17 protein-coding genes and 1 rRNA gene are annotated in these 17,270 nt (G+C 70.6%); 9 read left to right on the forward strand and 9 right to left on the reverse strand.

Annotated elements, in window-relative coordinates; translation table 11 throughout:
• The first annotated feature begins 98 nt into the window (after window positions 1-98).
• The 4 genes from rrf (at window position 99) to pnuC (ending at window position 3,314) form a co-directional block, all read left to right on the forward strand.
• Window positions 99-215: ribosomal RNA gene (gene rrf / locus J7E25_RS06530) — 5S ribosomal RNA — on the forward strand.
• Window positions 216-299: 84 nt separating this feature from the next.
• Window positions 300-2,195, forward strand: coding sequence for a thioredoxin domain-containing protein (locus tag J7E25_RS06535; protein WP_214869076.1), 1,896 nt, complete (start codon window positions 300-302; stop codon window positions 2,193-2,195).
• 52 nt (window positions 2,196-2,247) lie between these two features.
• Entirely contained in the window at window positions 2,248-2,655 is a 408-nt protein-coding gene (locus J7E25_RS06540) for a DUF3054 domain-containing protein (protein WP_214869078.1), read from the forward strand.
• Window positions 2,652-3,314: a nicotinamide riboside transporter PnuC gene (pnuC, locus tag J7E25_RS06545; protein WP_214869080.1), complete on the forward strand. Its 663-nt coding sequence runs from the start codon at window positions 2,652-2,654 to the stop codon at window positions 3,312-3,314. The genes J7E25_RS06540 and pnuC overlap by 4 nt, the downstream gene beginning before the upstream one ends.
• A gap of 6 nt (window positions 3,315-3,320) precedes the next feature.
• On the opposite strand, the gene J7E25_RS06550 is transcribed toward pnuC, so the two are convergent.
• Window positions 3,321-3,650, reverse strand: coding sequence for a hypothetical protein (locus J7E25_RS06550; protein WP_214869081.1), 330 nt, complete (start codon window positions 3,648-3,650; stop codon window positions 3,321-3,323).
• Window positions 3,651-3,842: 192 nt separating this feature from the next.
• On the opposite strand from J7E25_RS06550, the gene J7E25_RS06555 reads away from it, so the two are divergent.
• Entirely contained in the window at window positions 3,843-5,453 is a 1,611-nt protein-coding gene (locus tag J7E25_RS06555) for a methyltransferase (protein ID WP_214869083.1), read from the forward strand.
• A 24-nt stretch (window positions 5,454-5,477) separates the two neighbouring features.
• Here J7E25_RS06555 and J7E25_RS06560 read toward each other — a convergent pair whose 3' ends face one another.
• A complete protein-coding gene (locus tag J7E25_RS06560; RefSeq protein ID WP_214869085.1) occupies window positions 5,478-5,903 on the reverse strand; it encodes a DUF1761 domain-containing protein in 426 nt (141 codons plus the stop codon).
• Window positions 5,904-6,040: 137 nt separating this feature from the next.
• Here J7E25_RS06560 and J7E25_RS06565 point away from each other — a divergent pair, with 137 nt between their 5' ends.
• Both J7E25_RS06565 and J7E25_RS06570 read left to right on the forward strand, forming a co-directional pair.
• Window positions 6,041-6,973 carry a J domain-containing protein gene (locus tag J7E25_RS06565; protein ID WP_214869087.1) on the forward strand — a complete coding sequence of 311 codons (933 nt, stop codon included), beginning with the start codon at window positions 6,041-6,043 and terminating at the stop codon, window positions 6,971-6,973.
• 54 nt (window positions 6,974-7,027) lie between these two features.
• Entirely contained in the window at window positions 7,028-8,329 is a 1,302-nt protein-coding gene (locus J7E25_RS06570) for a M18 family aminopeptidase (protein ID WP_214869089.1), read from the forward strand.
• 31 nt (window positions 8,330-8,360) lie between these two features.
• Here the strand turns inward: J7E25_RS06570 and J7E25_RS06575 are convergent, their stop codons facing one another.
• On the reverse strand, window positions 8,361-10,025 hold the full coding sequence (locus J7E25_RS06575; RefSeq protein WP_214869091.1) for a Na+/H+ antiporter: 1,665 nt from the start codon (window positions 10,023-10,025) through the stop codon (window positions 8,361-8,363).
• 109 nt (window positions 10,026-10,134) lie between these two features.
• Here J7E25_RS06575 and J7E25_RS06580 point away from each other — a divergent pair, with 109 nt between their 5' ends.
• Entirely contained in the window at window positions 10,135-10,647 is a 513-nt protein-coding gene (locus J7E25_RS06580) for a rhodanese-like domain-containing protein (protein WP_214869093.1), read from the forward strand.
• 113 nt (window positions 10,648-10,760) lie between these two features.
• On the opposite strand, the gene J7E25_RS06585 is transcribed toward J7E25_RS06580, so the two are convergent.
• The 3 genes from J7E25_RS06585 to J7E25_RS06595 form a co-directional block, all read right to left on the reverse strand.
• Window positions 10,761-11,648: a sulfurtransferase gene (locus J7E25_RS06585; protein WP_214869095.1), complete on the reverse strand. Its 888-nt coding sequence runs from the start codon at window positions 11,646-11,648 to the stop codon at window positions 10,761-10,763.
• Between the two features lie 89 nt (window positions 11,649-11,737).
• Entirely contained in the window at window positions 11,738-11,935 is a 198-nt protein-coding gene (locus tag J7E25_RS06590; protein WP_214869097.1) for a hypothetical protein, read from the reverse strand.
• A gap of 94 nt (window positions 11,936-12,029) precedes the next feature.
• Window positions 12,030-13,406: an L-serine ammonia-lyase gene (locus J7E25_RS06595; protein ID WP_214869099.1), complete on the reverse strand. Its 1,377-nt coding sequence runs from the start codon at window positions 13,404-13,406 to the stop codon at window positions 12,030-12,032.
• A 113-nt stretch (window positions 13,407-13,519) separates the two neighbouring features.
• Here J7E25_RS06595 and J7E25_RS06600 point away from each other — a divergent pair, with 113 nt between their 5' ends.
• On the forward strand, window positions 13,520-14,608 hold the full coding sequence (locus tag J7E25_RS06600; protein WP_214869101.1) for a GNAT family N-acetyltransferase: 1,089 nt from the start codon (window positions 13,520-13,522) through the stop codon (window positions 14,606-14,608).
• A 17-nt stretch (window positions 14,609-14,625) separates the two neighbouring features.
• Here the strand turns inward: J7E25_RS06600 and J7E25_RS06605 are convergent, their stop codons facing one another.
• The 3 genes from J7E25_RS06605 to J7E25_RS06615 form a co-directional block, all read right to left on the reverse strand.
• Window positions 14,626-15,054, reverse strand: coding sequence for a GNAT family N-acetyltransferase (locus J7E25_RS06605; protein WP_214869103.1), 429 nt, complete (start codon window positions 15,052-15,054; stop codon window positions 14,626-14,628).
• A 218-nt stretch (window positions 15,055-15,272) separates the two neighbouring features.
• Entirely contained in the window at window positions 15,273-15,887 is a 615-nt protein-coding gene (locus tag J7E25_RS06610) for a CoA-binding protein (RefSeq protein ID WP_214869104.1), read from the reverse strand.
• A complete protein-coding gene (locus J7E25_RS06615; protein ID WP_214869106.1) occupies window positions 15,884-17,182 on the reverse strand; it encodes an O-acetylhomoserine aminocarboxypropyltransferase/cysteine synthase family protein in 1,299 nt (432 codons plus the stop codon). Before J7E25_RS06615 ends, J7E25_RS06610 begins: the two co-directional genes overlap by 4 nt.
• Between the last annotated feature and the right edge of the window lie 88 nt (window positions 17,183-17,270).

The following is a 17,270-nucleotide window of genomic DNA, read 5'->3' on the forward strand; positions in this document are numbered from 1 at the left end:
CCTGCCCACACCCAGAACCCACGGTTCAGGTTGATGGGCGGGTCACCGAGACCACACACCCCACCACACTTGCTGTGGGTTGCGGGTGTGGCTAGAGTTTCGGCGGCCATAGCGCGAGGGAAACGCCCGGACACATTCCGAACCCGGAAGCTAAGACTCGCAGCGCCGATGGTACTGCAGGGGCGACCCTGTGGGAGAGTAGGACACCGCCGGACATTATTTCGAAGAGAGCCGCCCAAGGTTGGGCGGCTCTCTTTGGTTTAAGCGGTTGCGGCTTGTACCCCACGTACGCTGAAGAAATGGGGAACCGTCTCGCCGATGCCATGAGCCCGTACCTGCGGGCCCATGCCTCGAATCCCGTGGACTGGTATCCATGGGGTGAAGCCGCATTCACCGCGGCCCGCGAACGCGACGTTCCCGTGCTCGTGTCCATCGGCTACGCGACGTGCCACTGGTGCCATGTCATGGCGCGTGAGAGCTTCAGCGACGACGACGTCGCCCGCATGCTGAACGACCGCTTCGTCGCGATCAAGGTCGACCGCGAGGAGCATCCCGAGGTGGACTCGAGCTACCTCGCCGCTGCCTCCGCGTTCACTCGTGAGCTCGGCTGGCCACTCACCATCTTCGCCACCCCCGAAGGGCGCACGTTCTACGCGGGCACGTACTTTCCGCCGCAAGCGGTACGCGGCATCCCGTCGTTCTCCCAGGTGCTCGCCGCCGTCGACGAGGCCTGGCGCGAACGCCGTGAACAGCTCGACGAGACGGCCGCCGCCGTCGCCGAAGCGTTGGCCGCGGCATCCGGAGCCGAAACCGAAGGCGAGCTGCCCTCGACCGCACGACTCCAGGAGGCGGTCGCGACCCTGGCCGCCGATGAGGACCGGGTTCACGGTGGATTCGGCAGGGCGCCGAAGTTCCCGGTCGCGCCCGTGCTCGGATTCCTCGTCGAAGCCGGGCCTCGAGCACGCGAGCTCGGCGCACGCACGCTGAAGCTCATGGGAGCGTCGCCGCTGCGCGACGTCGTCGAAGGCGGGTTCTTCCGCTACGCGACACGAGCGGACTGGAGCGAACCGCACTACGAGCGGATGCTCATCGACAACGCCCAGCTGCTCGGCGTCGCCGCGCGGATCGCCCGGTCGGATCCCGGGGCGCAGTGGGCTGCGTCGCTCGCGCGAGGGCTCGTCGCCTTCCTGACGCAGAGCATGCAGCTCGCCGACGGCGCCTTCTCGAGCGCACAGGACTCCGAGAGCACGATCGACGGGGTGCGAAGCGAGGGCGGGTACTACCAGCGGGATGCCGCGGGGCGAGCCGGTCTCGATCCGCCGGCGCTCGACGAGAAGGTGCTGACGGGCTGGAACGGGCTCGCGATCGACTCGCTCGCGCGAACCGCGTTCGTGTTCGACGACGCCGTGGCCCTCGAAGCGGCGCGGCGCGCTGCGGACTTCCTCCTCGAGCATCACGTGCCGACCGGGGGCCGTCTGGTGCGAGCGTCGCTCGGCGGGGTGGCCTCACCTGCAACGGCGACCCTCGAAGACACCGGGATGCTCGCCAACGGCCTGTTGGAGCTCTCGGTGGCGACCGGCGCGGCCGTCTTCGCCGTCAGGGCGCGGGAACTGCTCGACGCCGCCATGGCGGCGGCCGATCGATCGCCGAATCCCGGGGGCATTCCGTTCGCTGCGCCGGGCGGTGCCGATCCCGTGCTCGCCGCCCGCGGCCTCACGATGCCGGCCGACCCCGCGGAAGGCGTGGCGCCATCGGGAGTCACCGCGTGCGCGGATGCCGCCTGGAAGCTCTACCTGCTCGGTGCGGGCGATCACTATCGCGAGGCTGCCGAATCGGCGATGCGGGCCGTCGCCGGAATCGCGCTCGCGCGGCCCATCGCCTTCGGCGGTGCGCTCGGGCTCATGGCGCGACTGGCGGCTCCGATCGTGCAACTCGTCACCGTCGTGCCCGATTCGTGGGGCGCGGATGGCGAGCCGGGGGCGGCGCTCGTCGCGGCGACGCGGCGGCACGCGGCATCCGTCTCGACCATCGTCACCGATGCGCAGGCCCGCGCCTTCGCCGATGCCGGCTTCGAGCTGTTCGAGGGCCGCAGTGCGCACGGCGGGGCGCCGGCCGCCTATCGTTGTCGCGCCTTCGTGTGCGCGATGCCGGTCGGTGACGCCGACGCGCTCGACGCCCTCGTGGTGAGGTTCTGACAAGTCCATGGCTGCAGCGTGTCGCCCGCCTCGTGGTCCCTACGATGGGAGCATGAGCGAACGAGAGCGCACCCGTGCAGGCACGATCGTGATGGCGGCGTTTCTCGACCTCGTGCTCGTGCACGTCTTCGTGACGATCGGCCGCAGCAGCCATCACGAGACGGTCGGCATGGCCGGCATCGGTAGCACCGCGTGGCCGTTCATAGTGGCGCTCGCGGCCGGTTGGCTGGTGAGCCTCCAGTGGCGGCATCCGCTCGCCGTCTGGCCGACGGGCGTCGCGATCTGGGCCGTCACCGTCGGCGGCGGGCTCCTCCTCCGGGTCGTGTCAGGGCAGGGCGTGCAGTTCGCGTTCGTGCTCGTCGCCACGATCACCTTGGCCGTGTTCCTCCTCGGCTGGCGCCTCGCGACACTGCTCGTGATGCGACGCTCGCGCCGTCGAGTGGAAACCATGACCCGATGAACCCGATCGAGTGGCTCTTCGACGCGCAGCTCGTGATCGGCGACCAGGTGATCCTGTGGCGCGAGATCGTCGGAAACCTGTTCGGCCTCGCGAGTGCGCTCGGCGGATTGCGCCGCAAGGTCTGGGCCTGGCCCGTGGGGATCGTGGGCAACGCGCTGCTCTTCACGGTCTTCCTGGGCGCCGTCTTCGACACGCCGAATCCCGTGAACCTGCTGGGGCAGGCCGGTCGGCAGGTCATGTTCATCGCCGTGTCGGTCTTCGGCTGGGTGCGCTGGTCGCAGCACCGGCACGTGAGCGCGAACGCAGTCGATCCGCGCTGGGCGAGCGGCCGCACCCGGATTCAGCTCGCGGCGGCACTCGTCGGCGGCACCCTCGTGCTCACGCCCGTGTTCCAGGCCCTCGGCTCGTTCGAGCCCGTCTGGGCCGACGCGTGGATCTTCATGGGCTCGTTGCTCGCGACGTGGGGGATGGCGAAGGGGTGGACGGAGTTCTGGCTCATCTGGGTCGCCGTCGACATCGTTGGGGTGCCGCTGCTCGTGAGCGCCGGCTACTACGCCTCGGCCCTGCTCTACCTCTTCTACGGGGCGTTCACGATCTTCGGTTTCATCACGTGGATGCGCGTGCAACGGCGGCAGCTCGTGCCGGTGGTCGGGGCCTGAGCCCGCCTACCAGGCGGGTACGCGGTCGAGCACCGACCAGACGGCCGAGCTCAACTCGGGGTGCTCGAGCGCGATCTCGCGCAAGAGCTCGTACTCGAAGCGGGCGGCCTCGCCCTCGCGCGCAGCGGGGTGATAGGCGCGTGCCCGTGCCGGGCTCCATCGCTCGGAGTGCAGTCGCTCTTCACGGAGCGTCGCGACGACCTGCTCGTCGACTGACGGCAGCTCGGGCAGGAACACCCAGGGATCTTCGCCGAGACGGCAGCGCAGTTCGATGAGCGCTGAGAGTTCATCTCGCGCATGCTGCCGCAGCAGCTCCAGCGTCGATGCCTCAGCCATCCGCGACCTCCCCTCGCTGTCTCGATCGTAACCAACGCTACGTGCACCGTGTGACGAAGGGGTTACACACGGCTTCCCGACGTGTACGGCAGGTGACGGCTACGTGACGATGCCTCGTGCGGCGGGCTGCGATGTCGACACCCGCGTGGGTCCACCGCATGGGCGCGCTCGAGCGTGCGCTTGAATGGACGGATGGGCACCGAACACGGCATCCGGCCGAGCGCAGAACGCACGACCGACCTGTTGCGGCGGCTCCGCTCCGACCTCGCCGGCGCCCGGTTCACGGTGGCCGCACTCGAGGAGCTGTGGGGAACGGATGCCGCGGCGGCGCTGCATCGCGGCGAGCGGGTGCCGGCGCAACGCGTGCTCGATGCGCGCCGCGCCGAGCACGGCGCCTCCGCCGACCTCGCGACGCTCGCGGAACTGTTCGTGCTCGGATTCGACTTGCCGCGCTCCGAGGCCGAGCACGCGCTGCCGGCGCTCGGCGTGGACGGTGCCACGGAGCTCGGCCTGCTCGCGCCCGCCGGTGGTGCCGGCCCGGGCGGAGATGACGAGCCTGCGCTGGACGCGGCATCCGTTCGTGCGGCACTCGACCTCAGGCCGTACACGTTCACCGACGCGGTCGGCACGGTCGAGTGGTGGATCCTCTCGGACCTCGGTGAGCTCGCGCTCGGCCATGCACTCGGCGAGCAGCACGTGCTCGGCGTCGGCGGGGCGTCGATGACGCTCAGCGGCCTGATGCTGCCGACTCCCGCGGCGCGCGTGCTCGACCTGGGCACCGGGTGCGGCATCCAGGCGATGCACGCCTCGCGGTTCTCCCCTCACGTCGTGGCGACCGACATCTCGGAGCGAGCCCTCCGGCTCGCCGGCCTCAACGTCGAGCTCAATGGCATCGACGGCGTCGAGTTCCGCCACGGCAGCCTCTTCGAGCCCGTCGCGGGCGAGCGATTCGACCGGATCGTGTCGAACCCGCCGTTCGTGATCACGCCGCGGGCCGCCGGCGTTCCCGAGTACGAGTACCGCGATGGCGGGATGGTGGGCGACGCGCTCGTCGAAGCCGTCGTGCGTGACGCGGCTGCGCACCTCGAGCCGGGAGGCGTGGCGCAGTTGCTCGGCAACTGGGAGTATCGGGCGACGGATGACGGACTCGAACGCGTGCGCGACTGGGCCGGCGACCTCGATCACTGGATCGTGGAACGCGAGCGGCAACGCATCACCGAATACGCCGAGACCTGGATCCGCGACGGCGGCACGCGGCCGGGCACGCCCGACTTCGACCGGCTCTACGAGGCATGGCTCGACGACTTCGACGCGCGCGGGGTGCGGGAGGTGGGATTCGGCTACGTGCTGCTGCGACGCCCCACCGGCACCCTGCCCGCCGCCCGGCTCACGCGTCTCGAGCGTCGGCACGGCGCGCTCGGGAACGATGACTCTCCGCTCGGAGTGCTCTTCGCCGTGTGCCTCGACGCGCACGACCGCCAAGCGGCCCTCGGCGACGAGGAGGTCGCGGCACTGCGACTCACCATGGCCGGCGACGTCACCGAGGAGCGCCACTACTGGCCCGGCGACGAGCATCCGACGGCGATGCTGCTGCGCCAGGGCGGCGGCTTCGGACGCACGATCGGGCTCGACACCGGCCTCGCAGCGCTCGTGGGCGCGTGCGACGGCGAACTCCCCGTCGGCGCCATCATCGGCGCGGTGGCGCAATTGCTCGACGTCGACGAGACGGCGCTCGCCCGCGAGCTGCTGCCCGCCGTGCGCGGCCTCATCGATGACGGGATCCTGGTGCTGCCGCCCGAATGACGTGGCGCGGCGGCATCCGCATGCTCAGACGGTGCCGGCCGGCGGCCACACCCCGATGATGATCGCCATGATGAGCACGGTGACGAACTCATGCGCGATGTTCAAGATCGTGAGCCCGGAGGGGCGGCCCTCGAACGCGTCATGAGTGATGATGCGCGCAGCGGTGAACCCCGCCCAGAGCATGATGCCGGTCATGATCGCGACGAGCAGGTAGTTGCCGCCGAGCGCGGTCCACGTGACCTGCGTCGCGATGGCGAGCACCCACGCGGAGATGAAGCTCACGATGAGCGTCGTGACGATGGGGCCCACCGGGTTGCGGTCGCCCGGGTCGACCTTCGCGACCCGCATCCAGTAGTTGCCGAAGACCTTCGACGTGTACCAGATGGAGCCGACCAGCATGGTCGAGAGGGTGGCGAGCACGACCGCCCAGTAGTTGACGTCGACGAGCATGTCGGTCCTCCTCGCTGCGGCCGGTCGGCCCGTTCGGAGTCTAACCCTGAGGATCTGTCGGCTCAGCGGGCGCCACGGCACGGCGATCACCGAGCGGAGCGGGGTATTCTCGTGGACGCACATTCGAAAGCGAGCCCATGCCCGACAGTCCGCTCTCCGACTCCCCGTACGAGGTGCTCGGCGTGCCATCCGACGCGGATGCCGCCGCACTCCGCCTCGCCTATCGGCGAGCTCTCCGCAGCGCACACCCCGACACGGGCGGCGACACCGCACGCTTCCACGCGGTGCAGCGCGCGTGGGAGCTCGTCGGCACGCCCGAGGCGCGGGCGGTGTTCGACCGGGGATCCCGCGGCGGTGCTCCGGCGCCGACGCGTGAGGCCTGGGCGCCTGCCGCACCGAACGCCCGCCGCGACTCGCGGCCGCTCGCGCGCTCCTACGGTCACCCCGGCGGGCTCTCTCGCGAGCGATACCTCGGGCTCATTCGCGAGTGGGCGGGCCGGGGAGTGCAGCTCGAGGATCCGTATGACCCCGCGCTCGTGCGCGGCGCACCTCGCGACATCCGTCACGTGCTCGCCGACGCGCTCGCCGAGGAGGCGACCGCTCGCTCGCTCGCGACGCTCGGCATCGCCTACACGGTGTGGCATGACGTGGCGACGGATGCCGCGGGCCCCGGGCACCCCCCGAAGCTCGATCACCTCGTGCTCGGACCGACGGGCCTCTTCGCGATCCAGTCCGAGGACTGGGGCGCGCCCGTGATCCTGCGCCGCAATGAACTCGTGGGCGAGGCGCTCGACGGCGAGCGGCCCATCCGTGCGCTCGCGGCCCGCGCGAAGGCCACCGGCCGGGCGGCACGCGTGAAGCCGACCGCGCTCATCGTGGTCGTGCCCGACGATCACGCCGAAGAGCCGCTCGAGGTCGGTGGCAGCATCCGCGGCGCCGTCGTCGCCCTCGTGCAGCGGTCACGGCTCGCGAGCGCCGTACGCGAGGGACTGCCCGGGTCGGCGCACCTCGGCGGCACCGAGGTCATGGAGGTGCGCTCGCGCCTGCAGGCCGTCGTGCGCTTCGCCTGATCGGCTGGCAGGCGCAGACTCGCCCTCGAGCGCCGCGGGGTGTTGGATGGGAGGATGCCCGCACTCGACAGCGAGACCGACACCAGCACCGACGCCAGCACCGACGCCTACGTCGCCGACTTCGCCCGGTTCATCAGCGCCGCCCCATCGTCGTATCACGCGGCCGAAGAGGTGGCCCGTCGACTCGAGGAGGCGGGGTTCGAGCGGCTCGACGATCGCGACGAGTGGCCAACCGGCGCCGGGCGGCGCGTCGTCGTGCGCGACGGTTCCGTGATCGCGTGGGTGCAGCCCGAGGGGGCCATCGCCACGACACCGTTCCGGATTCTCGGCGCCCACACCGACTCGCCCTCGTTCAAGCTCAAGCCGAACCCCTCGTCGAGCGCCGAGGGCCTGCTGCAGGCCGGGGTCGAGATCTACGGCGGCCCGCTGCTCAACTCCTGGCTCGACCGCGAACTCGAACTCGCCGGCCGAATCGTCACCGATGACGGTGCACAGCACCTCGTGCGAACCGGCCCGATGCTGCGAATCCCGCAGCTCGCGATCCACCTCGACCGCGAGGTCAACTCCGGCCTCACCCTCGACAAGCAGCGCCACATGCAGCCGATCTGGGGCGTCGGTGCGAGCGGCGACCTCCTCGCCGAGCTCGCCGGAATAGCGGGAGTTCCCGCTGAGCGGATCGCCGGCCACGACCTGCTCGTCGCCGACACGGCGCCGCCCGCTCGGTTCGGGCTCGGCGAGGCGTTCTTCGCCGCCGGACGCATGGACAACCTGAGTTCGGTGTATGGCGGCCTCGTCGCCCTGCTCGAGGCACCCGCCGATGCCGGGCACGTGAGCGTGCTCGCCGCGTTCGATCACGAGGAGGTCGGCTCCGGGTCGCGCTCGGGCGCGAGCGGGCCGGCACTCGAGGACGTGCTCATCCGGATCGGCATCGGGCTCGGCGCGGGCGAGAACGAGCGCCGGCGTGCGTTCGCTGCGTCATGGCTCCTGTCATCGGATGCCGGGCACGCGGTGCATCCGAACTACCCCGAGCGCCACGACCCCAGGAACCATCCCGTGCTCGGCGGCGGACCGCTCCTGAAGCTCCACGCGAACCAGCGTTACGCGAGCGACGCCGTCGGCTCGGCCCTGTGGACGGGAATCTGCCGACAGGCAGGCGTCACGACGCAGTCGTTCGTCTCCAACAACGCGATTCCGTGCGGCACCACGATCGGGCCGCTCAGCGCGACCCGGCTCGGCATCCGCACGGTCGACGTGGGCGCGCCGCTGCTCTCGATGCACTCCGCGCGCGAGCTCGCCCACGTCGACGACCTCGCTGCGCTCGGCGCGGCGGTCACCGCGTTCTTCGCACCGGCCTGAGGCGCCCCGCCCAACGCGCGCCGGCCCGGGCTCACGGCGTCTCGCCGCGAGCGTCGTCCCGCACGGCCGCTCGTGAATCGAGCGCGAGCTCCTCGGCGTCGAGGGCGAAGAGCAGCTCGCGCATCACCTCCTCGTTGAGGTGGCCGGCGTCGCGCTCGGCGAGCACGACCCGGCGACGAGCGGCGATCCAGTCCCGTGAGATGCTCGAGAGCTCGGCTTGGGCCGATACCGTCGCGGCCGCGGCATCCGTCGCGAGGTCTTCGCTGCGTGTCGCATCCGCTCGGATTCGCTTCACGAAGCGATCGATGACGGAGTCGGTGAGCTCGGTGCCGTAGCGCTCGTGCCATTCGCCCCTGCGGTTCTCGATGTAGGCGAGGCCCTCCGCCGCGCTCCGTTGCAGTACCGCGCGGATCTCCCGCCGATCCTGCTCGCGCTCGTCGTCGTCGGCGACGTGCAGCCGCTTGATGATGAGCGGGAGCGTCGTCGACTGCAGGAGCAACGTGCCCACGGTCACGACGAAGGCGACGAGGAAGACGGTGTCGGCGGCCGCCGGGTCATCGGGGATCGCTGGGATCGCCGTCGCTGTCGCGAGGGTGACGACGCCGCGCATGCCCGCCCACGAGATGACGATGAGCTCCTTCGGCGCGAGTTTCGGCTCCGCCAGATGTCGTCGACCGCGACGCGTCCTCACCGGTGCGAGCCACGCATCGATGCGACGCGAGACCGCATAGCCTCCGGACACCCAGACGATGCGCACGACGATGACGGTGCCGAGCACCGCGAGCGCGAGCGCTGCGTTCGTGCCGAGCCCGAGGTCGCTCGCGAGCACATCGGCGACGGCGGTGCTGAGCTGCAGGCCGATGAGGCCGAAGACGAGCCCCTCGAGCAACACGTCGATCGACTGCCAGATCGGGCGCTCGTGCTGCCTCGTCGCGTAGCTCGTGCGCGGCGCGTGGTGGCCGATCAGGATGCCGGATGCAACGACCGCGAGCACGCCCGAGCCGCCGAGACGCTCGGCGATGCCGTAGGCGGCGAACGGCAGCAGGAGGCTCACCGTGCCGAGCACGGCGGCATCGTCGAGGCGAGTACGGAGGATCGTGACGAGCCAGCCGATCACGAGTCCCAAGCCGACACCGACCACGACGGCCACGAGGAACGAGAGGATGCCGTCGAACCAGGTCACGGTCGCGCCCGCCGCGATCGCGGCGAAGGTGCGGAACAGCGTGATCGCGGTCGCGTCGTTCACGAGCGATTCGCCTGAGAGCACCGTCATCACGCGGCGGGGAAGGCCGAGCCGTCGCCCGACGGCTGCCGCCGAGACCGCGTCGGACGGCGCGGCGATCGCCCCGATGAGCAGCGCGACGGGCAATCCCAGCGAAGGGGCGATGAGCCAGACGACGAAGCCGACGGCGAACGCAGTGACGATCGGCAGCATGATGCCGAGGCGGCGGATCTGCCCGAAGCTCCGCCGGAAATCGAGGTAGGTCACCTCGAGCGCCGACGAGTACAGGAGCGGGGGCAGCACGAGCGTGAGCACGAGTTCCCCGTCGACCACGATGGCCGGCACGAACGGCAGTACCGAGACGATGAACGCGACGACCATCACGAGCAGCGGCGCCGACCAGCCGCGCCACCTCGCGAACGCGGTGACCGCGAGCGAGCCGGCCAGGAGCATGAAGATCTCGCCGAGATGCATGCGATCAGGCTAGGGCGTGCGGCACCCGCGCGGAACGCTGGCGGGATTTCGCGGCATGGCGGCGCGATTTCACGGGTGGCCGCGGCGGTCGCACTGCAAGGGTGGAGACATGACCCAGACGACGACCCTCGCCGCATCCACCCTCTTCGAGCACGTCGCCTCGCAGCGCGACGCGGTCGCGCACTTTCGCGGCCGGCTCGGCTTCGAGTCCGACGTCTCCGACGTCGCGGCCGCGCTCGCCGAAGCCGAGCCGGGGTTCGTGCTCGTCGACACCCGCAGCGACGCGTCCTGGGCCCAGGGCCATGTGCCGGGGGCGATCCACCTGCCGTGGCGCCGCATCGCCGCCGAGGCATCCGAGCTGATCCCCTCGGGTACGCCGGTCGTCGTGTACTGCTGGGGTCCCGCATGCAACGGCGGCACCCACGCCGCCCTCGAGTTCGCCCTCCTCGGCCACCCCGTGAAGGAGATGCTCGGCGGCTTCGAGTACTGGGTGCGCGAGGGCTTCGCCTACGACACCGCCGACGGCCCCGCGCAACTCGCGCCCGACGCGCTGACGAACGTGACCCCTGCGGGACTCGAGGGCGGAGCGGTCGCCGACGGCGCGATCACCTGCGCCTGCTGAGCCAGACCGACTGGACTCGGGCGGGCGGTCATCGGCCGGGACACCGATGACGGTCCGTCCGTTTGTCGGGGTGTACCGAGGGGCGCCGGTCGTCAGCCCGCGAGCATTGGTTCTCAGCCCGCGAGCGTGACGAGGGGAGCGTCGTCGTCGGCCGCCCACTCCTCGAGGGAGCCGTCGTAGATCGCGACATCCTCGTGGCCGGCCAGGTGCAGTGCGAGTGCTGCACCCGCTGCCGCGATGCCGGCACCGCAGTAGACGATCGTTCGAGCGCCATCGGATGCCGCGGTGTCGACGCCCCGGAGCCGCTCGCCGAGCGCTTCGCCACGCAGGAACTCACGCGACTCGCGGTCGACGAGCGTCGACACGGGCACGCTGACGCTCCGCGGGATGTGTCCGCGGCGCGCCCGGCGGCCCGTCTCGCCGCGGAACTCGCTCGCGGGCAGCGCGCAGATGAGCGCGGCATCCGATTCGCCGGCGACGACCTGCTCGACCTCGGCCTTGTCGGCCCAGCGTTCGGGGCGCTCGTCGAGGGTGAGGCGGCCGGCGGCCCGGGGCTGCTGGTACCCGCCTTCGACGGGGTGGCCCTCTGCGCGCCACCCGGCGAGCCCGCCGTCGAGCACCGCGACCCGTTCGACACCGGTTGAGCGGAGCAGCCACCAGAGTCGAGCGGCCCATTGCCCGATCGCGGAATCGTAGATGACGACGGTGACGTCGTCGTCGATGCCCGCGCCTCGGGCTGCGGCCTCGAGCTGAGCGACATCGGGCTTCGCGAACGTGAGGCCGGCCGCCGGGTCGGAGAACTCCTCGAGCAGGTCGGCGAACACCGCGCCCGGCACATGGCCTTGGATGAGGTACTCGTCGAGGCCGCTCAGCCAGCGGAACCCGGCGTCGGTCTCGACTCCGAGCACGGTCGCATCGACGACGACGAGTGCGGGATGTCCGAGGTGGTCGGCGAGCCAGTGCGGCGAGACGAGCGCGGAGCCGAGTTCGAGAGCGGTCATGGCGCCACGCTAGTCGGGAGCCGTGCATCGCGCGCCTGACGGCGCAACAGGCCGTAACCCGCCGAGACGGTGTGAATGTCGTCGACGCGTCAGCGCAACGGCCCGCGACGGCTCTCGAGCCACATGGTGTGCTCGCGGAGTCCGTTTCGAACCGCGGCTTTCACGATCAGGTAGCCGATCCAGAGCGAGAGTGCGAGTACGCCGAGGTAGACGACGATGCCGATGATGATTCCGACGAGGCCGGCACCGAGGAGGGTGTCGAGATTGGGGGAGGGGTCGCTGTTCATCTGCACACGATGGCAGATGACACGGGGTCAGCGCGAGGGCCCCGAGGGTCCCCGACCGGGGGTCACTGCACCGAGCGGAGGTCGGCGAAGCAGCTCAGCACTCGATGACGTTCACCGCGAGACCGCCCTCGCTCGTCTCCTTGTACTTCGTCATCATGTCGAGCCCGGTCTGGCGCATCGTCTCGATGACGGTGTCGAGCGAGACGAGGTGCGTGCCGTCGCCGTGCAGCGCGAGCCGTGCCGCCGAGACGGCCGTGGACGCGGCGATCGCGTTGCGCTCGATGCACGGCACCTGCACGAGCCCGCCGACGGGGTCGCACGTGAGGCCGAGGTGGTGCTCCATCGCGATCTCGGCGGCGTTCTCGATCTGCCGGGGAGTTCCGCCGAGCACGGCGCACAACGCGCCGGCGGCCATGGCGCACGCGGAGCCGACCTCGGCCTGGCATCCGCCCTCTGCGCCCGAGATCGAGGCGTTCTTCTTCACGAGCGAGGCGATCGCCGCCGCCGTGAGGAGGAAGCGGCGGATACCCGCGGCATCCGCTCGGGGGACGAATCGCAAGTAGTAATGCCCGACAGCCGGGATGATGCCGGCAGCGCCGTTCGTCGGCGCCGTGACGACTCGGCCGCCCGACGCGTTCTCCTCGTTGACAGCGAGGGCGAAGGCGTGCAGCCACTCGGTCGACGTGTCGCGAACGTGCTCGTCGCGGTCGTATTCCTCGAGCCGCCGGCGCACCTCAGGCGCTCGCCGCTTCACGCGGAGGCCGCCGGGCAGCGTGCCGTCGGTCGCGAGCCCGCGCGAGACGCAGAGGGCCATCGCGGCCCAGATCGCGTCGAGACCGGCGTCGATGTCGGCTTCACCGTGCACCGCCACCTCGTTCGAACGCGCGATGTCGCAGAACGAGACGCCGTGCTCATCGCACAGCTCGAGCAGTTCGGCCGCGTTCGAGTAGGGCAGCGGATGCCGCAGCGCCTCCGACTCGTGCGGGGCATCGCCCTCGCGGCGGATGAAGCCGCCACCGACGGAGTAGTAGGTCTCCTCGGCGAGAGGGAGCGCATCGCCGGCGCTCCACGCCTGCAGGGTCATCGCGTTCGGATGCCCGGGCAGGCGAGTGCGCGGTTCGAGGCTCAGGTCGGGCTGCGCCATGACGATCGGATGCCGCCCGGCGAGGCGCACTTCGGCACCGTCGTCGCCGAGACGCGACCACGCGCCACGCACCGCGTCGGGGTCGCAGTCGTCGGGCCGAAGCCCAGCGAGGCCCGCAACGACGGCGTCGGGCGTGCCGTGGCCGAGGCCGGTGGCGCCGAGCGAGCCGTAGAGCGAGCACGTGACGCGGCTCACGCGGTCGAGGAGACCGGCGGAGTCGAGGTGCTCGGCGAAGGCCCGCGCCGCCCGCATCGGGCCCACGGTGTGCGAGCTCGAGGGGCCGATCCCGATCGAGAAGAGATCGAGTGCTGAGACGAACGCTGTCACGCTGCCAAGGCTACGGCGGAGCGGGCGCACGCATCGGGCGTCGCGTCGCAGAATCGTGCGCCGCGACCGTCGAGACGGTGGGACCCGAGCGCATCTAGGCTGGAACGGATCCTATGAATGCCTCATCACGTCGCCGCTTGCCCGAAATCCGTCACATCCTGCCGCAGGAGTCGACCGCCGAAGCCGATCTCATCGAGCGCGCCTTCGCGGCCGGGCCCTACGGTCACCTGCCGAAGAGCGCCGAGCGGCGCGACTTCGAACGAGATACCGCCGGCAGGGCGGCATCCGGAGCGGTGCTCGTCAGTGTCGACGACGCCGGCCGCGTGACGGGCTCGGCGAGCGTGCTGCGCGCGGCGACGCCCTATTCGAGAGTCGCGGTGCCCGGCGAGGCCGAGATCCGCTTGCTTGCCGTCGACCCTGGCGCCCAGGGCGCGGGCCTCGGTGAGGCGCTCATGCGGGCGAGCCTCGAGGCGGCGCTGGAGTGGGGTGCCGACGCGCTCGTGCTCGACACCGGCGCGGCGAACACGCGCGCCCAGTCGCTGTACGAGCGGCTGAGGTTCGACCGCGTGCCCGAGCGTGAGGCTGCCGCATCGTCGGCCGATGTCGAGGCGCACGTGTACCGGTATGCGCTCCAGCAGCGCGATGATGTTCGCGTGCGGCTCATGCGCGCCGACGAGGCCGGGTTCGTCTCCGAGCTCGTCGAATCCGCGTATGCCGTCGACTTCACGTTGACCGATGACTATCGCGCGTCGATCGCCGCGGTCGGCGAGCGAGCCCGCGACCACCAGGTCTGGGTGGCGACGGATGCCGCGAGCGGCGCGCTCCTCGGCACCGTCTCGACTCCGCGCCGCGGCGGAGCGATCTCTCCGCTCGCGCGCGAGGGCGAGCTCGACTTCCGGTTCCTCGGCGTGGCACCCGAGGCGCGGCGCCGCGGCATCGGCGCGCTGCTCGTCGAGCACGTGCTGCTGCTCGGCCGCCTCCGCGGCGTGTGCCGCGTCGTGCTGAACACCGGCCCCGAGATGGTCTCCGCGCAGCGACTCTACGACCGGCTGGGGTTCGAGCGTCTCCATGAGCGTGAGTACCACTTCACGCGCTCCGACGGCTCGAGCTTCCTCATGCTCGCGTATGGACGCGAGTCGGATGACGCGGAAGCCGCGACGGACGCCGCTTCGGACGCCGCTTCGGAGACCAGCGCCGCCTGATCCGTTGCCGCGTGCGGTCAGCGGGTCGCGGCGCCCATGCGGGCCATCCACTGTTCGGGCTGGTCGAGTGGCCGGAAGCCGAATCTCTCGTAGAGGCCGTGGGCGTCGGCGGTAGTGAGCGCGATGCGTTTCAGGTCGAGCGGGGCGAGCTCGTCGACGACGCCTTCGATGAGGGCGATGCCGATGCCGCGTCCGCGTGCCTCGTTCGCGACGAACACGTCGCACAACCATGCGAACGTCACACCGTCGGTGATGACGCGTGCGTAGGCGAGCTGTTCGCCGGTGACCGTGTCGTAGACGCCGTAATTGCGGGAGCCGTCGATTGCAGCATCGTGCGTTTCGCGCGTGCGGCCGGTCGCCCAGTACGACTCGTTGGCGAGCCACGCATGCACGCGGTCGCGGTCGAGGCGGGACGGATCGGCGGAGAACTCGGTGGTGGGCGGCATGCCTCGATCACATCTCGGACGATTGCGGCCGTCAAGATGCCGATTCCCCATCCGTGGCCTGCTTCGGGCTGGCCGAGTCAAACAACTCGGGTTGTTCCTCGCGAGCATGCTCGTGATCGTCTCGGCATGGTCGCTGAGCTGGATCTTCGCGGTCGTCGTGTTCGCGCCGCTCACGGTGCGGGCGTACATGCGGAAGGCCTGACGGCCCGCGGCATCCGTCAGCGCAGCGTCTTGCGCGCGGTGATCTGCCCGGTGTCGAAGCCGAGCAGGTGCAGGCCGCCGTGGAAGCGGGCGTGCTCGACCTTGATGCAGCGGTCCATGACGACGGTGAGACCCTTGGCCTCGCCGTCGTAGGCCGCTTGCTCGTTCCAGATGCCGAGCTGCACCCAGATGGTCTTCGCGCCGATCGAGACCACGTCGTCGACGACGCTCGGGATGTCGCTGCCGCGGCGGAACACCACGACGATGTCGGGAACTTCGGGCAGGCTTGCGAGGTCGGGATAGGCGGGCTGGCCGAGGATCTCGCTGGCGTTCGGGTTCACGAAGTAGAGCCGGTAGTCGCTCGACTGCTGGAGGTAGGTGCCGACGAAGAAGCTCGAGCGCGCCGGGTTCGGCGAGGCGCCGACGATCGCGACCGACTTGGCCGCGCGGAGGATCGCGAGGCGGGCCTTCGCGTCGGGGCCGGTCCACGTGCGCTGCGAGTGCAGGAGCTTGGCGAGCGGCGAGTTCGCGGGCAGCTCGCACGAGAGGCCGTTGACCAGACGCACGGTCTCGAGATCTTCGGATGCCGCGGCATCCGTCAGCTCGGTCGTTGCGATTGCGGTGTCCGTCATCGTGTTGCTCCCTTCGTCGCGGTGGTGAGTGCCTGGTCGAGGTCGTCGATGATGTCCTCAACATCCTCGATGCCGACCGACAGGCGCACAACCCCTGGCAGCACGCCGGCGTCGATGAGCTGCTGCTCGGTGAGCTGTGCGTGGGTCGTCGAGGCGGGGTGGATGATGAGCGTCTTCGCGTCGCCGATGTTCGCGACGTGGCTCGCGAGGTTCACCGACTCGATGAGTGCCTGGCCGACGGCACGGCCGCCCTTGACCTCGAAGCTGAACACCGAGCCCGGGCCCTTCGGCAGGTACTTCTGGGCACGGTCGAAATGCGGATGCCCCGGCAGGCCGGCCCACCACACGCGTTCGATGCGCGGGTCGGCCTCGAGCCACTCGGCGACGGCCCGCGCGTTGTCGAGGTGCGCCTGGATGCGATAGGGCAGCGTCTCGACGCCCTGTGCGAGGAGGAACGCCGAGTGCGGCGCGAGCGCCGGGCCGATGTCGCGCAACTGCTCGGCGCGGAGGCGGGTGAGGAACGCGTACTCGCCGAAGTTGCCCGACCACTGCAGGCCGCCGTAGCTCGGCACGGGCTGGCCGAAGAGCGGGAACTTCTCGGAGTGCCAGTGGAAACGACCCGACTCGACGACGACGCCGCCGAGGGTCGTGCCGTGCCCGCCGAGGAACTTCGTGGCGGAGTGCGTGACGATGTCGGCGCCCCACTCGATGGGCCGGCTGAGGTAGGGCGTCGGGATCGTCGAGTCGACGATGAACGGGATGCCGTGGGCGTCCGCGACGTCGGCGAGCGCCTCGAGGTCGGCGATCTCGCCCGAGGGGTTCGCGATCGTCTCGACGAAGAGCGCCTTGGTGTTCGGGGTGATCGCAGCGGCGTAGTCCTCGGCGTTCGCGCTCTGCACGAACGTCGTCTCGATGCCGAACCGGCGGAGCGTGACGTCGAGCTGGGTGATCGAGCCGCCGTAGAGGTTCGCGCTCGCCACGATGTGGTCGCCGCTGCCGGCGAGGCTCGCGAACGTGATGTACTGCGCCGACAGTCCGCTGGCGGTGGCAACGGCGCCGAGCCCGCCCTCGAGGCTCGCGACGCGCTCCTCGAAGCTCGCGACGGTCGGGTTGGCCAGGCGTGAGTAGATGTTGCCGTACTTCTGCAGCGCGAACCGCGCCGCGGCATCCGCGGTGTCGTCGAAGACGAATGCACTCGACTGGTAGATGGGGAGGGCACGCGCGCCCGTCACCTGGTCGGGGATGTTGCCCGCGTGGATGGCGCGGGTCTTGAAGCCGTATTCGCGGTCTGCCATGGCCTCACGCTACTGCGGCCCGGCTGGGCATCTGCTTCGGGGCGTAACGCAGGGCAACGGATGCCGCGCGCTGATGCCGCGACGGGAA

The organism is Agromyces sp. ISL-38 (assembly GCF_018613935.1).
Taxonomy (GTDB): domain Bacteria; phylum Actinomycetota; class Actinomycetes; order Actinomycetales; family Microbacteriaceae; genus Agromyces.

Bases quoted from the DNA above. Each gene is read 5' to 3' on its own strand.
- J7E25_RS06535 (WP_214869076.1), top strand. From the start codon at position 300: ATGGGGAACCGTCTCGCCGATGCCATGAGCCCGTACCTGCGGGCCCAT.
- J7E25_RS06540 (WP_214869078.1), top strand. From the start codon at position 2,248: ATGAGCGAACGAGAGCGCACCCGTGCAGGCACGATCGTGATGGCGGCG.
- pnuC (WP_214869080.1), top strand. From the start codon at position 2,652: ATGAACCCGATCGAGTGGCTCTTCGACGCGCAGCTCGTGATCGGCGAC.
- J7E25_RS06550 (WP_214869081.1), bottom strand. From the start codon at position 3,650: ATGGCTGAGGCATCGACGCTGGAGCTGCTGCGGCAGCATGCGCGAGAT.
- J7E25_RS06555 (WP_214869083.1), top strand. From the start codon at position 3,843: ATGGGCACCGAACACGGCATCCGGCCGAGCGCAGAACGCACGACCGAC.
- J7E25_RS06560 (WP_214869085.1), bottom strand. From the start codon at position 5,903: ATGCTCGTCGACGTCAACTACTGGGCGGTCGTGCTCGCCACCCTCTCG.
- J7E25_RS06565 (WP_214869087.1), top strand. From the start codon at position 6,041: ATGCCCGACAGTCCGCTCTCCGACTCCCCGTACGAGGTGCTCGGCGTG.
- J7E25_RS06570 (WP_214869089.1), top strand. From the start codon at position 7,028: ATGCCCGCACTCGACAGCGAGACCGACACCAGCACCGACGCCAGCACC.
- J7E25_RS06575 (WP_214869091.1), bottom strand. From the start codon at position 10,025: ATGCATCTCGGCGAGATCTTCATGCTCCTGGCCGGCTCGCTCGCGGTC.
- J7E25_RS06580 (WP_214869093.1), top strand. From the start codon at position 10,135: ATGACCCAGACGACGACCCTCGCCGCATCCACCCTCTTCGAGCACGTC.
- J7E25_RS06585 (WP_214869095.1), bottom strand. From the start codon at position 11,648: ATGACCGCTCTCGAACTCGGCTCCGCGCTCGTCTCGCCGCACTGGCTC.
- J7E25_RS06590 (WP_214869097.1), bottom strand. From the start codon at position 11,935: ATGAACAGCGACCCCTCCCCCAATCTCGACACCCTCCTCGGTGCCGGC.
- J7E25_RS06600 (WP_214869101.1), top strand. From the start codon at position 13,520: ATGAATGCCTCATCACGTCGCCGCTTGCCCGAAATCCGTCACATCCTG.
- J7E25_RS06605 (WP_214869103.1), bottom strand. From the start codon at position 15,054: ATGCCGCCCACCACCGAGTTCTCCGCCGATCCGTCCCGCCTCGACCGC.
- J7E25_RS06610 (WP_214869104.1), bottom strand. From the start codon at position 15,887: ATGACGGACACCGCAATCGCAACGACCGAGCTGACGGATGCCGCGGCA.
- J7E25_RS06615 (WP_214869106.1), bottom strand. From the start codon at position 17,182: ATGGCAGACCGCGAATACGGCTTCAAGACCCGCGCCATCCACGCGGGC.